11 protein-coding genes are annotated in these 19,405 nt (G+C 74.5%); 1 reads left to right on the plus strand and 10 read right to left on the minus strand.

Going from position 1 to position 19,405, the window contains the following annotated elements; all coding sequences use genetic code 11:
* Window positions 1-16: 16 nt before the first annotated feature.
* The 3 genes from AB0469_RS07415 to guaA all read right to left on the minus strand — a co-directional run bounded on the left by AB0469_RS07415 (window position 17) and on the right by guaA (window position 3,910).
* Window positions 17-1,273: a hypothetical protein gene (locus tag AB0469_RS07415; RefSeq protein WP_366450382.1), complete on the minus strand. Its 1,257-nt coding sequence runs from the start codon at window positions 1,271-1,273 to the stop codon at window positions 17-19.
* Window positions 1,274-1,375: 102 nt separating this feature from the next.
* Window positions 1,376-2,218, minus strand: a complete 843-nt coding sequence (locus tag AB0469_RS07420; RefSeq protein ID WP_366450383.1) for a class II aldolase/adducin family protein — start codon at window positions 2,216-2,218, stop codon at window positions 1,376-1,378.
* Window positions 2,219-2,317: 99 nt separating this feature from the next.
* The gene (gene guaA, locus AB0469_RS07425; RefSeq protein WP_366450384.1) at window positions 2,318-3,910 is read right to left on the minus strand and encodes a glutamine-hydrolyzing GMP synthase; all 1,593 of its coding nucleotides are present in this window, start codon (window positions 3,908-3,910) and stop codon (window positions 2,318-2,320) included.
* 329 nt (window positions 3,911-4,239) lie between these two features.
* Between guaA and AB0469_RS07430 the strand changes: the two genes are divergently transcribed.
* Window positions 4,240-4,512, plus strand: a complete 273-nt coding sequence (locus AB0469_RS07430) for a chorismate mutase (protein WP_366450385.1) — start codon at window positions 4,240-4,242, stop codon at window positions 4,510-4,512.
* 272 nt (window positions 4,513-4,784) lie between these two features.
* On the opposite strand, the gene AB0469_RS07435 is transcribed toward AB0469_RS07430, so the two are convergent.
* The 7 genes from AB0469_RS07435 to AB0469_RS07465 form a co-directional block, all read right to left on the minus strand.
* Window positions 4,785-6,428 carry a hypothetical protein gene (locus tag AB0469_RS07435; protein ID WP_366450387.1) on the minus strand — a complete coding sequence of 548 codons (1,644 nt, stop codon included), beginning with the start codon at window positions 6,426-6,428 and terminating at the stop codon, window positions 4,785-4,787.
* 179 nt (window positions 6,429-6,607) lie between these two features.
* Window positions 6,608-8,401, minus strand: a complete 1,794-nt coding sequence (locus AB0469_RS07440) for a GMC family oxidoreductase (protein ID WP_366450388.1) — start codon at window positions 8,399-8,401, stop codon at window positions 6,608-6,610.
* A gap of 71 nt (window positions 8,402-8,472) precedes the next feature.
* Window positions 8,473-10,104: a succinic semialdehyde dehydrogenase gene (locus AB0469_RS07445; protein WP_366450389.1), complete on the minus strand. Its 1,632-nt coding sequence runs from the start codon at window positions 10,102-10,104 to the stop codon at window positions 8,473-8,475.
* 92 nt (window positions 10,105-10,196) lie between these two features.
* Complete coding sequence (locus AB0469_RS07450; RefSeq protein ID WP_366450391.1) at window positions 10,197-11,816, minus strand: serine/threonine-protein kinase; 1,620 nt, start codon at window positions 11,814-11,816, stop codon at window positions 10,197-10,199.
* Between the two features lie 114 nt (window positions 11,817-11,930).
* Window positions 11,931-14,747, minus strand: coding sequence for a protein kinase (locus AB0469_RS07455; protein WP_366450393.1), 2,817 nt, complete (start codon window positions 14,745-14,747; stop codon window positions 11,931-11,933).
* 91 nt (window positions 14,748-14,838) lie between these two features.
* The gene (locus AB0469_RS07460) at window positions 14,839-17,337 is read right to left on the minus strand and encodes a protein kinase (protein WP_366450394.1); all 2,499 of its coding nucleotides are present in this window, start codon (window positions 17,335-17,337) and stop codon (window positions 14,839-14,841) included.
* 333 nt (window positions 17,338-17,670) lie between these two features.
* Window positions 17,671-19,377, minus strand: a complete 1,707-nt coding sequence (locus tag AB0469_RS07465; RefSeq protein WP_366450395.1) for a glycerol-3-phosphate dehydrogenase/oxidase — start codon at window positions 19,375-19,377, stop codon at window positions 17,671-17,673.
* Window positions 19,378-19,405: the final 28 nt, after the last annotated feature.

Below are 19,405 nucleotides of genomic sequence, written 5' to 3' on the forward strand. Positions count from 1 at the left end.
GCCATGTCTACCCGCTTCATTCGGCCACGTCGATGACGCAGCGGTTGGATTCCACCCCCGCGGCGGTCACCACCTGGACGTCGACGCGGCCCGGCTCCACCTCGGCGGGCACCGGCACGGTCAGCACCGTGTCCGAGGGGTTCACGAACCCGCCGGCCACCGGGACCAGCGGAACGTGGACGTGGACCGTGCCGACCCGCACCACCAGCCGGGCGAGCATCTCCGGCGTCTGCGCGCCCGGCGGGACGAACCCGACGCCCCGGATCTCGATGTCGTCGCCGGGGCGGACCGCCGCGTCGATGTCCCCCGGCTCGCGCCGGCGGACCACCGACAGCACCAGCGGACGGCTCCCCTCGGCGTACTTCGCCGCCAGGTACACCGCCGCCGACAGGGCCACCAGCAGGGCCAGCGCCCACGGCAGCTGCGGCAGCCGGTCGGGGAACCGGGCCAGGGACACCGCGGCGTAGGCCAGCACCACCGTCGAGACGAGGACGTACTGCGCGTCCGGGAAGCTCCCGCGGCCGTCGTCGCCCGTCAGCAGGTCCACCCCGCGCGGCCGGTCCGCCGGCAGCTTCTGCAACCGCTGCCCCATGATCCGTACGGAGACCACCCGGCGCACCAGCACCGCGACCCCCGAGGTCAGCGCGACCACGGCCAGCAGCGGCAGCGCCCGCCCCAGCGCGAACCCCTGGTACAGGGCGTCGCGTTCCGGCCCCGGCGAGGAGGCGGCCAGCCGCAGCGCGGGCAGCAGCGCCGCGAACGCCGTCAGCACCACCCAGGCGCTCGGCACCGCCTTGGAGGTGGACAGCCGGTTGTCCTCGCCGACCAGCGGGGCCAGCAGCCCGCCCCGCAGCGACTGCGCGCGGGCCGCGGCCGTCAGCAGCCCGGCCAGCACCAGCGCGGCCAGCAGCCCGGCGGTGCGGGCGGTGGACCAGCCGGTGCCGAGTGCGGTGCCGACCTGCACCAGCAGCAGGGTCCCGGCGGCGATCCACAGCGCGAGGACGGCCCGGCGGGAGAACCGGTACAGCCAGGAGTTGCCGGCCTCCCGGCCCCGTTCGGCGGCCGTGCGGGCGGACAGGGTCAGTTCGTCGGAGACCCACTGGCGGGAGGCGCCGAGGGAGTGGGCCACGGCGGGCGGCACCCCCTGTCCGGCGGCGAACTCGTCCCGCTTCTCCAGGAACGCGGCGACCGCGCGCCGGTGCCCCTCCCGCGCGCAGTCGTCGCAGGCGCAGACGGCGGTATGGGTACTCCGGGACATCTCTTGGACAGCCACGTGCGTGCCGCCTCTCTGAACTACGGTGCAATGCCAGCGAATTGTGCACCACTGCGGCAGTGCTCCGGATTGCGCACGATGTCAGAGCAGGTGATTAACGGTTCATGATGTTGACGCCACCGGCCCGCCACCGCCCGCGACGGTCTGCCACAGCGGCTGGTAGCTCGCCCAGGCGGCCAGGTCGCCCCCGAACCGCTCCCGCGTGGCGACCGCGCCGCGGTGGTCGATGAGCACCGGCTTCCCGGCCGCCCGCGCGATCAGCTGCACCTGCGCCGCCCGCTCCGCCGCGACGAACCACCACACCGCCGCGTCCACCGACCCGCCGACCGTCAGCAGCCCCCGGTTGCGCAGGACCAGCGCCTTGTGGGGGCCCAGCGCCCGCGCGACCCGCGCCGGGTCGTCCGCCCCCGCGTACTCGTCCATCAGGACGTGGTCCTCGTAGAAGCAGCAGGCCTCCTGGCTGATCGGGGCCAGCAGCTCCCCGAGACAGGCCAGCGCCCGCCCGTACGGGGCCTGCGTGCGGACCACGGACACCACCCCGGGCCGCGCCCGGTGCACGGCCGCGTGCACCGCGAAGGCCAGCTGGTTCACCCGCCGCCCGCCCCGGACCACCCGCCCGTCGCCGTCGACCAGCAGCAGGTCCTCCGGGCCCAGTCCGGCGAAGGCCCGCCCGAAGGGGTTGACCCAGTAGCAGTCCTCGAACTCCGGGTCCCGGGCGGTGACGTGCCCCGCGACCCCGTCCTCGTACCCCAGCCGGCCCAGCAGCCGCAGCGCGCCGGCGAGCCGCTCCCTGCGGTACGCGCGCTCCTCGGCCGGGTCCTCGTGCACGGGCGGCATGTCGAACGCCAGCCGGTCCACCGGCACGGGCGGGGGCTGCTCGGGCATGGGCGCGTCCCTCCTCCTGGTCGGGCCGGTCGCCGCGCAAGGTACCGGTGCGGCCGCCAAGAGGCCAGAGCCCGGGAGCCACAGGGGGAAAACGGCGGAGCCGCCGCTCCCCGGGAGGGGGAACGGCGGCTCCGTGTCAGGCTCGGGGGCGGGGTGACCCTACTCCCACTCGATGGTGCCCGGGGGCTTGCTCGTGCAGTCCAGGACCACGCGGTTGACGTCCTTGACCTCGTTGGTGATGCGGGTCGAGATCCGGGCCAGCACCTCGTACGGCATGCGGGTCCAGTCGGCCGTCATGGCGTCCTCGGACGAGACCGGGCGCAGCACGATCGGGTGGCCGTAGGTGCGGCCGTCACCCTGGACGCCCACGCTGCGGACGTCGGCGAGCAGGACGACCGGGCACTGCCAGATCTCCCGGTCCAGGCCGGCGGCGGTCAGCTCGTGCCGGGCGATGGCGTCCGCCTCGCGCAGCAGGTCCAGGCGCTCCTTGGTGACCTCGCCGACGATGCGGATGCCGAGGCCGGGGCCGGGGAAGGGCTGGCGCTGGACGATCTCCTCGGGCAGGCCGAGCTCCTGGCCGACCATCCGGACCTCGTCCTTGAACAGCTGGCGCAGCGGCTCGACGAGCTCGAACTCGATGTCGTCGGGGAGGCCGCCCACGTTGTGGTGGGACTTGATGTTGGCGGTGCCGGTGCCGCCGCCGGACTCTACGACGTCCGGGTACAGGGTGCCCTGGACCAGGAAGGAGACCGCCGGGCCGTCCTCCTGGAGGATCTCCAGCTGGGCCTGCTCGAAGACGCGGATGAACTCGCGGCCGATGATCTTGCGCTTGGTCTCCGGGTCGGAGACGCCGGCCAGCGCGTTCAGGAAGCGCTCCTGCGCGTCGACGACCTTCAGCTGGACGCCGGTGGCCGCGACGAAGTCCTTCTCGACCTGCTCGGTCTCGCCCTTGCGCATCAGGCCGTGGTCGACGTACACGCAGGTCAGCTGGGAGCCGATGGCCTTCTGGACGAGGGCCGCGGCGACCGCGGAGTCCACGCCGCCGGACAGGCCGCAGATGGCGCGCTTGTCGCCGACCTGCTCGCGGATCGCCGCGATCTGCTCCTCGACGATGTTGCCGGTGGTCCAGGTGGGCTTCAGGCCCGCGCCCCGGTAGAGGAAGTGCTCCAGGACCTGCTGGCCGTGCGTGGAGTGCATCACCTCGGGGTGGTACTGCACGCCGTACAGCTTCTTCTCGTCGTTCTCGAAGGCCGCGACCGGGACGACGTTCGTCGACGCGGTGACGGTGAAGCCCTCGGGGGCGGCGGAGCAGGCGTCGCCGTGGGACATCCACACCGACTGGTGCTCGGGGGTGCCCTCGAACAGGGTCGAGCCGGGCTTGGAGACGGACAGCGGGGTGCGGCCGTACTCGCGGGCACCGGTGTTGTCGACGGTGCCGCCGAGGGTGGTCGCCATCAGCTGGAAGCCGTAGCACATGCCGAAGACGGGGACGCCGGACTCGAACAGGGCGCGGCCGTCGTCCAGGCGCGGGGCGCCCTCCTCGTACACGGAGGACGGGCCGCCGGAGAGGATGATCGCCTTCGGGTCCTTGGCGAGCATCTCGGCCACGGGCATCGTGCTCGGCACGATCTCGCTGTAGACGCGGGCCTCGCGGACACGGCGGGCGATGAGCTGGGCGTACTGCGCGCCGAAGTCGACGACGAGGACCGTGTCCGGGGCGCTGTCGTGGGCGGCGGAGGGTGCTTCTGGCACGGGACGGCCTTCCGGCGGAAGAGGTGGCTGTTTTGTCGATTCTACCGGTGGCGCCGGCCGCCTCTTTGTCGCACCATCCGAGGCCCACGTCACGACGGGGCGCGTCTCAGCATCCGGGCCCGGTTGGCCGGGACGCGGGCGGGGGGACATAATCCACACCATGCGCAAGCAGCTGAGCTTCCTCTTTACCTATGGCACCGGCCGGTCCGGTCGCCATGGGTCATCGTGATGCTCGCTTGAGCCGCTGACTTCCCAGAGCGCCCCGGTCCGACAGGACCGGGGCGCTCCGCGTTTCCGCTCCTGTCGGCCACGACCACAGGAGAAACCCGATGAGCACCGTCACCACCACCGCCGCCACCCCCGAGCAGCTGATCGCCGACTCCCGTGAGCGCATCGACGCCCTCGACGACCGGATCATCGGGCTGATCCAGGAGCGGATGGCCGTCTCGTCCGTCATCCAGCAGGCCCGGATCGGGGCGGGCGGGCGGCGCGTGCACCTCTCGCGGGAGATGGAGGTGCTGTCGCACTGGAGCGACGCCCTCGGCAGGCCCGGCACCGCGCTCGCGATGACCCTGCTGGAGCTGTGCCGGGGCCGCGTCTGAACCGCACGGGCGCCCGTTCGTCACCCGTCCGGACCGTGACCGGCCCCGGAGGCCTTCGTTGAGGGGGTGTCCGCGCCAGCCAGGTGCGGGAGCGCACCATCACGCAGGGCTCCGCGGGAGCGGTGAGACGTGACGCCCGACGGCGTGCGTCGTGGGACCCCGCTCCTCCGCGTGACCGGACGGCAGGGGACAGCGGCCCGGTCACCCCAGAAGAACGGCCGGCCCGGGGGACGCCCCGGGCCGGCCGTTCCGCTGTGTGCGCGGGTGCGCCGTTACGCGCGCGCGGGCTTGCGCCGGAAGGACAGGTACAGCGCGCCGCCGACGGCCAGCAGCCCGGCCGCGCCGAGGCCGACCAGGCCGGCCTGGCTGCCGGTGGAGGCCAGCGGGCCGCCGCTCTTGCCGCCGTTCGCGGTGGTGCCGCCGCCCGCCGAGGGGCTCGGGGAGGCCGAGGCGCTCGCGGAGGCGCTGGGCGAGGGGCTGCCGGAGGGGCTCGGGCTCGGGCCGGTGGTCGTCGGGTTCACCACGACGAGGGCGATGTCGTTGGCGAGGACCGGGTCGAAGGACTGCCGCTGCGGCTCGCCCTTCGGGCCGGGCGCGCCGACGCGGATGGCGCCCTTGGCGTCCTTGAGCGCCGTCTCGATCTTCAGCTCGAACGGGAACTCGACGTTCTCGCTCTCCAGCACGGTGGGCGCGGTGGCGCAGAGGTAGTGGGCCTCGCCCGCGGGGCGGCAGGCGGCGGGCACGGTGACGGCCTTCAGGCCCTTGGGGAGCTCCACCTCGACGACGGCCGCGGGGCCGTCGCCCTTGGCGGCGATCCAGGCCGGGCCGTTGTTGCGGATGGCGACGACGCCCTTGGCGGTGGTGCCGGCGGCACCCTTGACCGTCAGGGGCTCGGCCTCGAAGTCCGCGGTGTTCCGGACGGTGAGGACGGCCTCGCGCTTGTTGTCGGCCGGGTTGAGGTCCGGGCCGTGCTCGGTGAGCGGGGCGGGCGTCGCCTTGCGGGCGGTCAGCTTCCGCTTCGGCGCCTTGTCGGTCGCGCCGCCGGTCTTCGACGTGTCCGCACCGGTCGCGCCGGAGTCGGCCTGGGCCTTCTGCGGGGCGGGCGCCGGGTAGACGCCGTAGCCGAAACGTTCGTTCAGGGCGTTCGCGCCGGCCTTGAGGTGCAGCGGGCTGTCGCCGGCCAGCTCGTAGGAGGCACCCGCCTCGAAGTCGCCCTCGACGGTGCAGACGGCGGTGGTCGCGGTGGGGGTGGTGCGGTAGGTGCAGTTGTCGTACCGCTCCGGGAGCTCCAGGCCGTGGCTGGCGTCCAGCTCCAGGACGATGCCCTTGGCCGGCTGGGTGCCGCGGTTGCTGAAGGCGAGGGGGAGGGACTGCTCCTCGCCCGGCTTCAGGTCCTCCTTGAGCTTCATCTTCCCCATGACCAGGTCGGGTCCGCCGACCTGGAGCCCGGTGACGGCGGGGGTGACGGTGGCGCCGGCGGCCTTGCCGGTCACCTCGATCACCCCGACCCGTCCGTTGGGGGCGTCCTTCGCGGCGGTGACCTCCAGGTCCACGCCGGCCGGGACGCCGGGGCGCAGGCCGTGCTGCGTGCACACGAGCGTGCTGCCGGCGGGGGCGCACTTCTTGGCAGCCGTGCCCGGGCTCTCCTGGACGGTCGCCGCCCCGTTGAGCCGGGAGAGGTCGACGGTGAGGGTGAAGTCCCCGTCGAAGGCACCGGTCCCGGCCGGGGCCTCCAGCCGGTAGTTCAGCGCCACCGGCTTCGGGGATCCCGTGGCGGGGTGGAGCGGGAGGAGGACACCGGGCGGTCCGGCCAGGCGGAAGACGGGTTCCGCGGCGTTGGCCGCGGCGGCCGGGACGGTGACGAGTCCCGCGGCCACCAGGCCGCACGCGGCCAGCAGGGAGATGCGCTGTCTCATGCCCCGTGTGACCCCCGGACGCACGACTCGGTTGCACGAATGGCCGTGTGACCGACACCACAGCTTCATCGGAAGCATTCCGGTACAACCTTTTCCGGCGACCGCCCGTCACTTCTGTACTGCGGCGGGTACCGCGCTCGGAGGGGGAGCGCGGTACCCGCCGCGGTCGTTCGAGGGGCTCAGCCCTTCGCTTCCGGTTGCCTCGGGGGGATCTCCGGGACGGCGAGGAAGGGCAGCCGCAGTGCCCCGAAGGCCTCCTTCGGGACGGCCGGACGGACCGGCTCCACCGCCGCGAGGCGTTCGTACGCCTCCCCCTGCGCGGGCCGCGGGTCCGCCCCGCCCTTGTTCGGCCAGTACGACATCGCCCGCTCGGCCTGGGCCGTGATGGTCAGGGACGGGTTGACCCCGAGGTTGGCGGAGACCGCCGAGCCGTCGACGACCGAGATGCCCGGGTGCCCGTACAGCCGGTGGTAGGGGTCGACCACGCCCTCCTCGGGCGTGGCGCCGATCGGACAGCCGCCGAGGAAGTGCGCGGTCAGCGGGGTGCCCATCAGCTCGCCGACGTTGCTGCCGGGGAAGCCGTTGATCTCCTCGGCCAGCAGGGTCGCGGCCTCGGTGGCCTCCGCGATCTGCACGGGGTTGGGGGCTCCGTGGCCCTGGCGGGCCGTCAGCAGGCCCTTCCCGAGGCCGCCGGGCTTGCGGTAGGTGGTCAGGGAGTTGTCCAGCGACTGCATGACCAGGCCGATGATGGTCCGCTCCGACCAGCGCCGGTTCGACAGGGAGCGCGCCAGCTGCACGGGGTGGCGGGCGGTGCGGGCGAGCCAGGCCCGTACCCGGTGGGCGCTGTGGGGCACCTGGAGGACGGTCAGGAAGCCCATCGCGTTCGAGCCCTTGCCGTAGCGGACGGGCTCGATGTGGGTGTCGGCGTTGGGGTGCACGGACGAGGTGATGGCGACGCCCCGGGTGAAGTCCGCCCGGGCCGCGCCGGGGTGGCGCCTGCGGTAGCGGCGGTCGTCGGTCTGGGCGCCGACCAGGCCCTCGGAGTTGGTGCGGGTCAGGTCGCCGAGCCGGTCGGAGACGCGGGGCAGTTCGCCGCGGTCCTTCATGGTGTGCAGCAGGGTCTGGGTGCCGTACGTACCCGCCGCGACGACCACGTACCGGGCGCGCAGTACCTTCGCGCGGCCGGAGCGGCGGTGGTCGGTGGGGACGGTGCGGACCCGGTAGCCGCCGTCGGGGTGCTCGGCGAGCGCGGTGACGGTGGTCATGGGGTGGATGACGGCGCCCGCCCGTTCGGCCAGGTGCAGGTAGTTCTCGTTCAGGGTGTTCTTCGCGCCGTGCCGGCAGCCGGTCATGCACTCGCCGCATTCGGTGCAGGCCCTGCGGGCGGGCCCGGCGCCGCCGAAGTAGGGGTCGGGGACCTCCTGGCCGGGGCGGACCTTCCGGCGGCCGTCGGCGTCCCCGCCGTCGCCGAAGAAGACGCCGACGGGGGCCATGTGGAAGGAGTCGCCGACGCCCATCTTCTCGGCGGCCGCCTTGAGGTGGACGTCGGAGGGGGTCATCGTCGGGTTGAGGCGTACGCCGAGCATCCGCCGGGCCTGCTCGTAGTACGGGGCGAGCTCGGCGCGCCAGTCGGTGATGGAGGCCCACTGCCGGTCCTCGAAGAAGGCGGCGGGCGGCACGTAGAGGGTGTTGGCGTAGTTGAGGGAGCCGCCGCCCACGCCGGCGCCCGCGAGCACCATCACGTTGCCGAGCAGGTGGATGCGCTGGATCCCGTACAGCCCGAGGGCGGGCGCCCACAGGTAGTTGCGCAGGTCCCAGCTGTTGCGGGGCAGGCTCTCGCGGGTGAAGCGGCGTCCTGCCTCCAGGACGCCGACCCGGTAGCCCTTCTCGGTGAGCCGCAGCGCCGAGACCGACCCTCCGAAGCCCGATCCGATGACGATGACGTCGTAGTCGTATGCGTGGTCGTACGACACTGCGCGGTGCCTCCCGGCGGTCGGTTCGTGCCTGTTGCCCTGGGGTGCTGGTGTGGCGGCGCCGACGGGCCCTAGCGGAAGCGGAGGGCCTTGAGGACCTTGAGGCTGCGGGTCATGAACTCGGCGTACTTCGCGTCGTCCATGCCCAGCGAGGGCGCCATCGGCAGCAGCCGCTGGTGGGCCACGGTCTGGGCCTCGGTGTACTTGAGGATGCCCTCGGATCCGTGCCGGCGGCCGAGCCCGGAGTCCTTCATGCCGCCCATGGGGGCCTGGGCGCTGCCGTAGGCGGGGGCGTAGCCGTCGTTGATGTTGACGGTGCCGGTGCGCAGCCGGGCGGCGACGGCGTGGCCGCGGCGGGCGTCCTTGGTCCAGACGCTGGAGTTGAGGCCGTAGGCGGTGGCGTTGGCCTCGGCGACGGCCTCGTCCTCGTCGGTGAACCGGTAGACCGAGACGACCGGGCCGAAGGTCTCCTCGGCGCAGACGGCCATGGGTGCCTCGACCCCGTCGAGGATGGTGGGCTCGTAGAAGAGGGGGCCGATGTCGGGGCGGGCGACGCCGCCGGCGACGAGGGTGGCGCCCTTGGCGACGGCCTCGTCCACGTGCCGCTGCACGTTCTCCAGCTGGCGTTCACCGACGAGCGAGCCCATGTCGGCGCCGTAGGCGAGGGAGCTGCCGAGCCGCATGGCCTTGGTGCGGGCGGCGAAGCGCTCCAGGAAGGCGTCGGCGATGGAGGCGTGGACGTAGAGCCGCTCGATGGAGATGCACAGCTGTCCGGCCGAGGAGAAGCAGGCGCGGACGGCTCCGGCGGCGGCCTTCTCCACGTCGGCGTCGTGCAGGACGAGCATGGCGTTCTTGCCGCCGAGTTCGAGGGAGACCCCGACGAGGCGGGCCGCGGCGCCCTGGGCGACCTCGCGGCCGGTGCGGGTGGAACCGGTGAAGGAGACGTAGTCGGCGTGGCGGACCACCTCGGGGCCGACGACGGGCCCCTCGCCGAGGACGACCTGGAAGACCTCGGCGGGCAGCCCTGCCTCGATGAGCAGGTCGCGGGCCCACAGGGCGGTCAGCGCGGTCTCGGTGTCGGGCTTCATGACGACGGCGTTGCCCGAGACGAAGGCGGGCAGGGCGTCGCCGACGGAGAGTTCGAGGGGGTAGTTCCAGGGGGCGATCTGCCCGACGACCCCGCGCGGCTGGCGCAGCTCGGTGACCTTGGTGAGGGTGGGCATGGCGCCCGTGTGGCCCTTGGGGCGCAGGTACGAGGGGGCCTTGCGGCCGTAGTGGCGGGCGGCGACGGCGACGGCCTGGACCTCTTCGTGGGCGTGCAGGCGGGCCTTGCCGGTCTCCAGCTGGATGAGGTCGAGGACCTCGGACTGGCGGGCGAGGACCAGGTCGTGGAAGCGCAGCAGGACGGCGGCGCGCTGCCGTACGGGGACGGCGGCCCAGGCGGGCATGGCGGCGCGGGCCTTCGCGAAGGCGGCGGCCACGTCCTCGGGGGTGGCCTCGGGGAGGTCCGCCAGCTTCGCCCCGGTGAAGGGGGTGTGGTTGGCGGTGCTGCCGGAGCCGGTGACTCCGCGGGTCAGGCGGGTGATCAGGGCGGGCGTCACCACGTCGGCCGCGGTGCGGGCGCCCGCCGGGGCCGGGGCGACCGGGTTGGTGGGCCGGGGCGCGGAGCGGAGGGGGGCGGCAGCAGCCTTCGAGTCCGTCATGGCGGTGAGCGTATTCCGCCCCGGGGCCTTTGGGTACCCGTGGGTAACCGGATTTTGCCAAATCTGCCAGCGATCGCTGGCACGATGGCCGGTCAGCCCTTCTTCTTCGCCGGCTCCCATCCGCTGAGGACCACGTCGAACTGGGAGCGAGTGGTCTCCCAGTCCGCCGCCGGGCCCGACATGTACACCCCGTACTCGGTGCCGTCCGGGGCGATGTACATCTGGTCGATGGCCCGCCGGGGACCGGCGAGGGCCCCCTTCTCGGTCCAGCTGAAGTCCCACAGCGCCGCGCGGGTGCTGTCGTGGAAGGTGTTCTGGTTGAGCGACTGGCGCTTGTAGTCCGTGCGCGCCTTGAGCTGCTTCTCCAGGTCGAGCAGGTGCATGTACGGGTCGTTGAAGTCGGGCGTCGTGTCCACCGCGATCCGGATGAAGTGCTTGCCCTCGTCCGGGGTGTAGTCGATCTGGTTGCCGAACATCCGCCGCTTCCAGCCCTTGGGCACGAACAGCGTGAAGCCCGCCGGGTCGGTGACCTCGGTGTAGCCCTCCGGCGGGGCGTCGCCCTCGTCCTGCCCGTCGGGGGCCGAGGCGTTCTTGTCCGAGCCGGCGGCGTCCTGCTCGTCCCCGCCGGTCAGCTTCAGCAGGCCGAAGACCCCGCCGCCGCCGAGGAGCGCCGCCACCACCGCGACCGCGGCGACCTTCTTGACCCGCCCCGCCGGGCGTCCGGCGGGGGCCGCCGCCGGCTCGGCCGGGGCGGTGGCCGGCGAGGGCACGGGGGCGGGCTGCTGCTGCGGCTGCGGCTGCGGGGCGGCCTCCGCCCGGGCCGGGGCGCGCTCCTCGGCGGTCACCGCGCGGGTGGGCACGTACGCCTGGGCCGCCTTGGGCTCGCGTCCCTCCATGGCCTCGATCAGCATCCGCTCCGCCTCGGCCGCCGAGGGGCGCTCGGCCGGGTCCTTGCGCAGCAGCGCGGTGATGACCGGCCCCAGGGGCCCGGACTGGCGCGGTACGGGCGGCTCGTCGTTGACCACGGCCTGGAGGCTGGAGATCGGCGAGGTCCGGCGGAAGGGCGAGCGGGCCTCGACGGCCGTGTACAGGGTGGCGCCCAGGGACCACAGGTCCGAGGAGGGGTCGGGGGCGCCGCCGGTGACCCGCTCCGGGGCCAGGTAGTCGATGGAGCCGACGAGTTCACCCGTCCTGGTGATGGAGGAGTCGCCCTCGATGGCCGCGATCCCGAAGTCGGTGAGCAGCACCCGGCCGTCCTTGGCCAGCAGCACGTTGCCCGGCTTCACGTCCCGGTGCATGACGCCGACCGCGTGCGCGGCGCGCAGCGCGCCCAGGACGTGCAGGCCGATCCGGGCCGCCTCGCGCGGTTCGATCCGCCCGGCGGCCTTGGCGGCCTCCGCGAGCGAGGGGCCGTCGATGTGCTCCATGACGATCCAGGGCCGGTCGTCGTGCTCCAGCACGTCGTGCACGGTGACGACCGCCGGGTGCTGGATCCGGGCCGCCGCCCGGGCCTCCTTCTGCGTACGGGCGTGCAGGACCTCCCGGTCGGCCTGGGAGACGTACAGACCCGCCGTCAGTTCCTTGACCGCGACCGTCCTGTGCAGCAGCTCGTCATGGGCGCGCCACACCTTGCCCATGCCGCCGCTGCCGATGGGCTCCACGAGCCGGTACCGGCCCGCGAGCACCGCGCCCGCGCCTGTCTGCTGTTCCACGAATTCCCGCCGCTCTGTGCACTCCGGGCCAGATTACGGAGCCTGCGGGCGGTGCCGGAACCGGGCGGGGCCGATAAACCAGCACTGTGACGCAATCGCCGTACTGATCGGCCGTCAGCCTCCGGCCTGGTAACTGGCCGTGGCCTTGTCGAAAACGTCGGTGACCTTGTCCTGGTTGTCCTCCGGTCCCGTGACCATGACCACGTGGTAGGCGCCGCCGAGCGCGACGACGAAGTTGCGGGCGAACAGGGAGCGGCCGGCCGCGTCGATCCACGTGTAGCGGCCGGTCACGCGCAGCTGCTGGCCCACCCTGGTGGACTTCACGTCGCCGCCGGAGGCCCAGGTGGAGTTGCGGTACGGGGCCAGTTCGGCCTCCTTGTCCTTCTGGTACCCCATCGGGTCCGGGGACCCGCCCTCCACCCGGTCGCGGCCCGGGACCACGATCAGGGTGAACTGGCCCTGGGTGTAGCGCACCTGGCCGGCCTCGTTGATCGACTGCCGCTCCCAGCCGTTGGGGACGGCGATGGTGAAGTGCGCCGGGTCCTGCTGGAGGGTGTAGCCCTCCGGGGCCTGCTGGGCGGGCGGCTGCGCGCCGGAGGACGCGGGGGCCGACGGCGACTGCTGCGGGGGCTTCTGGGTCTTCGGCGCCGCCGAGGGGGGCACCGGGCTCTGGGCCGCCGTGGGCTGCTGGGCCCGGCCGGCGTCCCGGTCGTCGGAGCCCGGCAGGAACAGCATCGCGTACGCCACCCCGCCCGCGAGCAGCACCAGGACGGCGGCCAGCAGGGTCCGCACCGGCGAGCGCGGCTTGCGGGGCGCGTCGGGGCTGCGGTGGCGGCCGTGCAGGTCCGCGCGCCGGCGCACCTCGGGCAGGCGGGCGGGGTCGGGTTCCGGCAGCGGGAACACGAAGTCGCCGTCGGGCTCGGGGGCGGAGCGGACCAGCGAGCGCAGCCAGCCGCGCAGCTCCTCGAAGTCGGGCCGCTCGGTGGGGTCCTGGCGCAGCAGGGACTCCACGACGGGGCGCAGCGCGCCGCACTCCTCGGCGAAGGCGGGCGGCTCGGCGCAGACCATGTCCACGAGCTCCGCGACGCTCTCCTCGGGGTACGGGGCGTGGCCCTGGACGGCCCGGTACAACAGGGCGCCGAGGGCCCAGAGGTCGGTGGCGGGGCCGACGGGCGCGGCGAGCTGCCAGGGGCCGCCGTGGACGGGGCCGGCCTGTTCGGGGGCCCAGCGCTCGGTGACGGGGCCGACGACGGCCATCCGGGTCTGGCGGGCCCGCTCCGCGTCGAGTCCGGTACGGGGACCGCCCCCGCCCTGCCCGGACCCGCCGCCCCAGCCCCCGGCGGACGGCACGGGCACGGGCCGGGCCACCGGGGCGGGGGGCACGGGGGCCGGGGGCACCGGCGGGCGGGCGCCGGGGGCGAAGGCGGCGGGCGGACGGGCCTCGGGAGCACGGGCTGCCGGACCGCCCGGGGCCCCGGGAGCAGGGGTCCCCGCGGCCCCGGGAGCAGGGGTCCCAGCGGCCCCGGGAGCAGGGGTCTGCAGGAACGCGGGCGGCGAGGGGTGGTCCTCCCCGGTGCCGTCCCCGGGATGCGGGTGGGGGGCGGGTGCCGGGGGGTCGGCCTGGTGGTAGCCCTGGGGAAGGGCGAGCTGCGCGGGGAGCGCGGGGCGGGGCGGGGCCGCGGGGGGCTCGGGCTCCGGGTGCGGGAGCCGGTCCTGCCGCGGGTCCTCGGCCGCCTCCTGCTGCGGCTGCGGCTCGGTCTCCTGCCGGCGGCGGGGGGCGGCCCCGTGCCAGGGCGTGGGGGCGGCGGTGTCCGGGCCGCCGTACGGGTACGCGTACTCCTGCGGCAGGTTGGCACCGGTCGGCGGGAGCTGCGGGACGACCACCGGTCCCCGTGTCCCGCGCTCCTGCGCCACCTTCTCGGCGGCGGCGCGGGAGCCGGCCCGGTAGGCGGCGACGGTCCGGGCACGGGCCGCGGCCAGGGCGTCGTCGCGGGTCCCGGCGGGCCGGGCGGGGGGCCCGGGCGAAGCGGCCGGGGCCGGGGCCGGGGCCGGGGCCGCGGCCGGGGGATCCGGCGGGGCGGACCACCCGGGTTCCGGATGCGCCCCGGACCCGTACGCGGACCCGGACCCGGACCCGGACCCGGACCCGTACGCGGACCCGGACCCGGACCCGGGCCCGTACGGGGGCTCGTACCCGGGCTCGGACGCGCGCTCCGGCTCGGGGAGGATGTGGTCGGAGTAGCGCGGCCCGGTGTCGTACCCGGGCGCCACCAGCGGGGCGTACACGGGCTCCCGTCCGCCGGGGGCGGGGGGCGGCGGCTCCCAGGGCGCGGCCGGGGCGCCCGGGCCCCCGCCCCAGGGCTCCCCCGCGGGCACCGGGTCGTAGCCGCACAGGGCGTCCTCGGCGGCGCCGGCCGCGAGCCCGGTGAGGACCACGCGGCCGTCCTCGCATATCAGGACCGTGCGGACGGTGATGTTGCGGTGCGTCCAGCCGTGCGCGTGCAGCACCCGCAGCGCGGTCAGCACGTCGGAGGCCACCTCCGCCGCCCGGTAGGGGGTGAGCGGTTCGTCGGCGATCAGGGCGGCCAGCGGCCTGGCGGGGACGAGTTCGCTCACGATCCACAGCGAGCCGTCCTCGGCGAACACGTCGAAGACCTGGTCGAGGCGGGGATGGTCCGGTACGGACGCGGCCGCCTGGGCCGCGGCGATCGCCCGGCGCACCGCGGGGAGTTCCCCCGCCGCGGCCGGCGTCGCGCGGGTCCCGTCGAGCAGTTCGGCGTCCACGACCTCGGGCAGCGGCACGTGCCGGACGAGGACCTCCTGCCCGCTGCGGGTGTCGAAGGCGCGGGTCTCCACCAGCTCGTACTCGTCGGTCGGCGGTAACGGCAGACGGTAGCGGTCGGCCAGGATCCGGCCGGCGTAGTCCTCCACATCGCCTCCCCCGAGTGCGGTGGGTCCCCCATGGCCCCCGCTGACACGATACGTGGCCCGGGCCGCCCGCGTCCCGGGCTTGGGAGGGCCGTCAGCCCAACTGCTGGAAGGTGTCGAAGGCGGTGTTGCGGATCTGCGTGCATTCGGGGCCGTCCCACTGGTCGGCCGGGCAGCTGATCATGATGGCGTAGCCGTTCTTGGCGTCCGCCCTGAAACCGCGGTTGAGGACGCGGACCTTCATGCCCTGCTGCTCGCGCTCGAACTCCCAGTCGGCGACGGTCGGGTAGTTCCGGTAGCCGACGGATTCGAGGCGGATCAGGCGGTAGTTCTTGCTGCTGCCGGCCACGGCCGGGGCCAGTTCGGCCCAGGCTGCGCGGGCGTCGTTGCCCGGGCTGTCGGTGTGGTCGACCTGGATACGGGGGAAGCCGCCGGAGCGGCTGTATATCGCACCCGAGTCACTGCCGGCGGTGTCGGTCTGGTGGAAGCCCTCGGGCATCGCCATCGCGAACCGGAAGCGGGGGTCGGTCACCGTCGTGAAGCCGGCGGGGACGCCCGCCCCGCCGCCGGTGCCGCCCGGGCTGGCGCCCTGGCCCTGGCTGCTCTGCCCCTGGCTCTGGGCGGGGTCGGCGCCGCCGCCGGGAGTCGCACCGGGGGCCGCCTGGCCCGGGCTGCCGGCCGGGGTCGGGCTCGGCGGCGGCGGCGTCGCGCTCGGCGAGGTGGCCTGCGACGCGGCCGGGGCGTTGCCCGGGGACTGGCCGGCGGAGGCCGCGGGGGTCGGGCCGCCCTTGCCCTCGTTCTTCCGGCCGCCCTTCTCGTCGTCGCCGCTGACCGCGTACGCGATGAGCGAGCCGATGACGGCCAGGGCCACGAGCACGCCGGCTATCGCGAGGGCGATGGTGCGGCGCGGCATCACGTCGGTGAGCGACGCCGGGGCCGCCGTCTTGGGACGCTGCGGCGGGGCCGCGGCGGCGGAGGCGGCCGCGGCTTCGGCGGCCGCCGCCTTGCGGGCCGCCTTCAGGGCGGCGCGGGTGCGGTCGCGCTGCTCGCGTTCGCGCTGCTCGCGCTCCTTCTTCGCCGCCTTCTCGGCGGCCTTCTCCGCTGCCTTCTGCGCCTCCACCTCGGCCTTGGTGAAGGAGATCGGGCGGGTCTCCTCGACCGGAGGGAGGGGCGCGGGGGCCGGCCGGGACTCGGGGGCGTTGATCACGGCGGTGAGCATCGTCCGGGCGCGGTCCTCGTCGAGGCGCAGCGCCGGGTCCTTGACCAGCAGCCCGTAGATGACCTCGGTCAGGGCCGGACCGGCGTTCTTGGGCGGGTCCACGGCCTCGGTCATCACCGCGGTGAGGGTGGCGAGCGCGGAGCCCTTGTCGTAGGGGGGCACGCCCTCCACGGCGGCGTACAGCAGTCCGCCGAGGGACCACATGTCGGCGGGCGGGCCGGGCTTGTAGCCGCGGGCGCGCTCGGGGGAGATGTACGAGGGGGCGCCGACGAGCATGCCGGTGGAGGTGATGGAGGGGTCGCCCTCGACCTGGGCGATGCCGAAGTCGGTGAGGACGACGCGGCCGCTGCCGGCGATGAGCACGTTGGACGGCTTCACGTCGCGGTGCAGGATCCCCTGGCGGTGCGCCGCGCGCAGGACGTCGAGCACGGCGAGCCCGACCTCGGCGGCGCGGTGCGGGGTCAGCGGACCGTTCTCGCGGACGAACTCGGCGAGGGAGGGGCCCTCGATGAGCTCCATGACGATCCAGGGGCGGGCGTCCTCGTCGACGACGTCGTAGACGGTGACGGCGCCCTCGTTGCGGATGCGCGCGATGGCCTTGGCCTCGCGGAGGGTGCGGGTGATGAGGCGGCGCTTCTCGTCCTCGTCGACGCCGCTGCTGAAGCGGAGTTCCTTGACGGCGACGGTCCGGCCGAGGACCTCGTCCTCGGCCCGCCACACGGTGCCCATGCCGCCCTTGCCGAGGACGGCCCCGAGCCGGTACCGGCCCGCCAGCAGCCGCCCCTTGTGCTTCGCGTCCCGGTCGGCCGGGGCTTCCGCGTCCTCGGCGTCCTTCGGCTCGGCGCCGGTCCGGGCCTTCCCGGCGGATGCGGGCGCCGCGTCAGGACCGTTGCCGGCCACGGGCTTCGCGTCCTCGCCGCCGCTCCTCGAAGCCGCCTTCCCGGCCGTCTTCCGCTCCCCGGCCGCGGGCTCGGCGTCCTGCGGCACGGCCTTCGAGGCCGCGGGCGCGGACTTCGCGTCCCGCGGCTCGACCTTGGAATACGCCTCCGCAGCCGGCTTCCGGTCCGCCGACGCGGACTTCGCCTCCTGCGGCTCGGCCTTGGAGAACGGCTTCGCGTCCTGCGGCTCGGCCTTCGGCGCAGCCTCTGCGGCCGTTTTCCGCTCCTCGGGTGCGGACTTCACGCCCTGCCGCTCGGCCTTCGGGGCGGCCTCCTCGGCCGCGGGCCGCGCGTCCCGCGGCTCCGGCTTCGGGGTCTTCCCGGCCGGTATCCGGTCCTCGGGTGCGGACTTGGCGTCCTGCGGCCCGGTCCCGGGCCGGGCCTCCTGCGCCGCGCCGGAACCCTTCCCGGCGCTCGGCTCGGCATGTCCGGGCACCTCGGGCGCCGCCTTCCCGGACCTCGGCCGGGGCACTCCCGCCGCGACGGGTCCGGCCTGCGCTGCGTCAGATCCGGGCTCGGCGGCCGACTTCACCACACCACCGCCCTCGGAGGCACCGGCACCCTCAAGCTTCGCCGCAGGCGCCTCGGCAGGCGACTCGGTGTGCTCCGGCTTCGACATGCGTCCCCTCTGCGATCGTGCAGCCTGCCCCGGCTGCCCCCGGCAGCCGCCGGGGGCAAGGTAACCCACCCCGGCAGAAACCTCATTGTTGCTCACTCCGCATCGGACGGGAGCCCCGGGTCCGGCGGTTCCCCCATCCGGACGGCGGAGTCACGACGGAACGATGTCGGGCGCCCCCAGCCGTGCGGCATCGGCGGTCTGGTCGTCCGGCTGGCGCTGCGATTCGCGCTCCGCCTGAACCCGCTTCTCGTAGTGTTCCACTTCGTTCTCGATCTGCCGCTTGTCCCAGCCCAGCACCGGAGCCATCAGTTCCGCACACTCGCGGGCCGACCTCGTCCCCCGGTCGAAGGTCTCGATCGAGATCCGGGTCCGCCGCGTCAGCACGTCGTCCAGATGCCGCGCCCCCTCGTGCGAGGCGGCGTACACGACCTCGGCCCGGAGGTAGTCCTCCGCACCGGTCACCGGCTCGCCCAGCGCCGGGTCGGCCGCGATCAGGTCGAGCAGTTCCTCCGTCAGCGCCCCGTACCGGTTCAGCAGGTGCTCCACCCGCACCACGTGGAGCCCCGTCCGCAGGGCGATGCGTGCCCGGCCGTTCCACAGGGCCCGGTAGCCCTCCGCGCCCACCAGCGGCACGTCCTCCGTGACGCACGGCGCCACCCGCTGGTCCAGGCCGTGCACCGCCTCGTCGACGGCGTCCTTCGCCATGACCCGGTACGTCGTGTACTTGCCGCCGGCCACCACCACCAGGCCCGGCACCGGATGGGCCACCGTGTGCTCGCGCGAGAGCTTGCTCGTCGCGTCCGACTCCCCCGCCAGCAGCGGCCGCAGGCCCGCGTAGACCCCCTGCACGTCGTCCCGGGTCAGCGGCACCGCCAGCACCGAGTTCACGTGCTCCAGCAGGTAGTCGATGTCGGCGCTCGACGCCGCCGGGTGCGCCTTGTCCAGGTCCCAGTCGGTGTCCGTGGTGCCCACGATCCAGTGCCGCCCCCAGGGGATCACGAACAGCACCGACTTCTCGGTCCGCAGGATCAGCCCGGTGTTCGAGTGGATCCGGTCCTTCGGGACCACGAGGTGGATGCCCTTGGAGGCCCGTACGTGGAACTGCCCGCGCTCGCCGATCAGCGCCTGGGTGTCGTCCGTCCACACCCCGGTCGCGTTCACGACCTGCTTGGCGCGGATCTCGTACTCCCCGCCGCCCTCCACGTCCCGCACCCGGGCCCCGACCACCCGTTCGCCCTCGCGCAGGAAGCCGACCACCCTCGCCCGGTTGGCGCAGTGCGCCCCGTACGCGGCGGCCGTGCGGACCAGCGTGGTCACGTAGCGCGCGTCGTCCATCTGGGCGTCGTAGTACTGCAGGGCGCCCACCAGGGCGTCCTTGCGCAGCGCCGGAGCGATGCGCAGCGCCCGCCGGCGCGAGAGGTGCCGGTGGGTGGGCAGGCCGCGGCCGTGCCCGCTGGAGACGGACATCGCGTCGTACAGGGCCACGCCCGATCCGGCGTAGAAGCGCTCCCACACCTTGTGCTGGAGCGGGTACAGGAACGGGACCGGCTTCACCAGGTGCGGCGCGAGGCGCTCCAGCAGCAGCCCCCGCTCCTTGAGCGCCTCGCGGACGAGGGCGAAGTCGAGCATCTCCAGATAGCGCAGGCCGCCGTGGACGAGCTTGCTGGAGCGGCTCGACGTCCCCGACGCCCAGTCGCGCGCCTCCACCAGGCCGGTGGACAGGCCTCTGGTCACCGCGTCGAGCGCGGTGCCGGCTCCGACCACGCCGGCGCCGACGACCAGCACGTCCAGTTCGCGCTCGGCCATCCGGGCGAGGGCCTCCACGCGCTGCGCGGGTCCCAGTGTCGCTGTCCTCACGGCTGCCTCCCGTCGGTACGGGCCGCAC

It is taken from the genome of Streptomyces sp. NPDC093801 (assembly GCF_040701585.1).
Classification (GTDB): domain Bacteria; phylum Actinomycetota; class Actinomycetes; order Streptomycetales; family Streptomycetaceae; genus Streptomyces.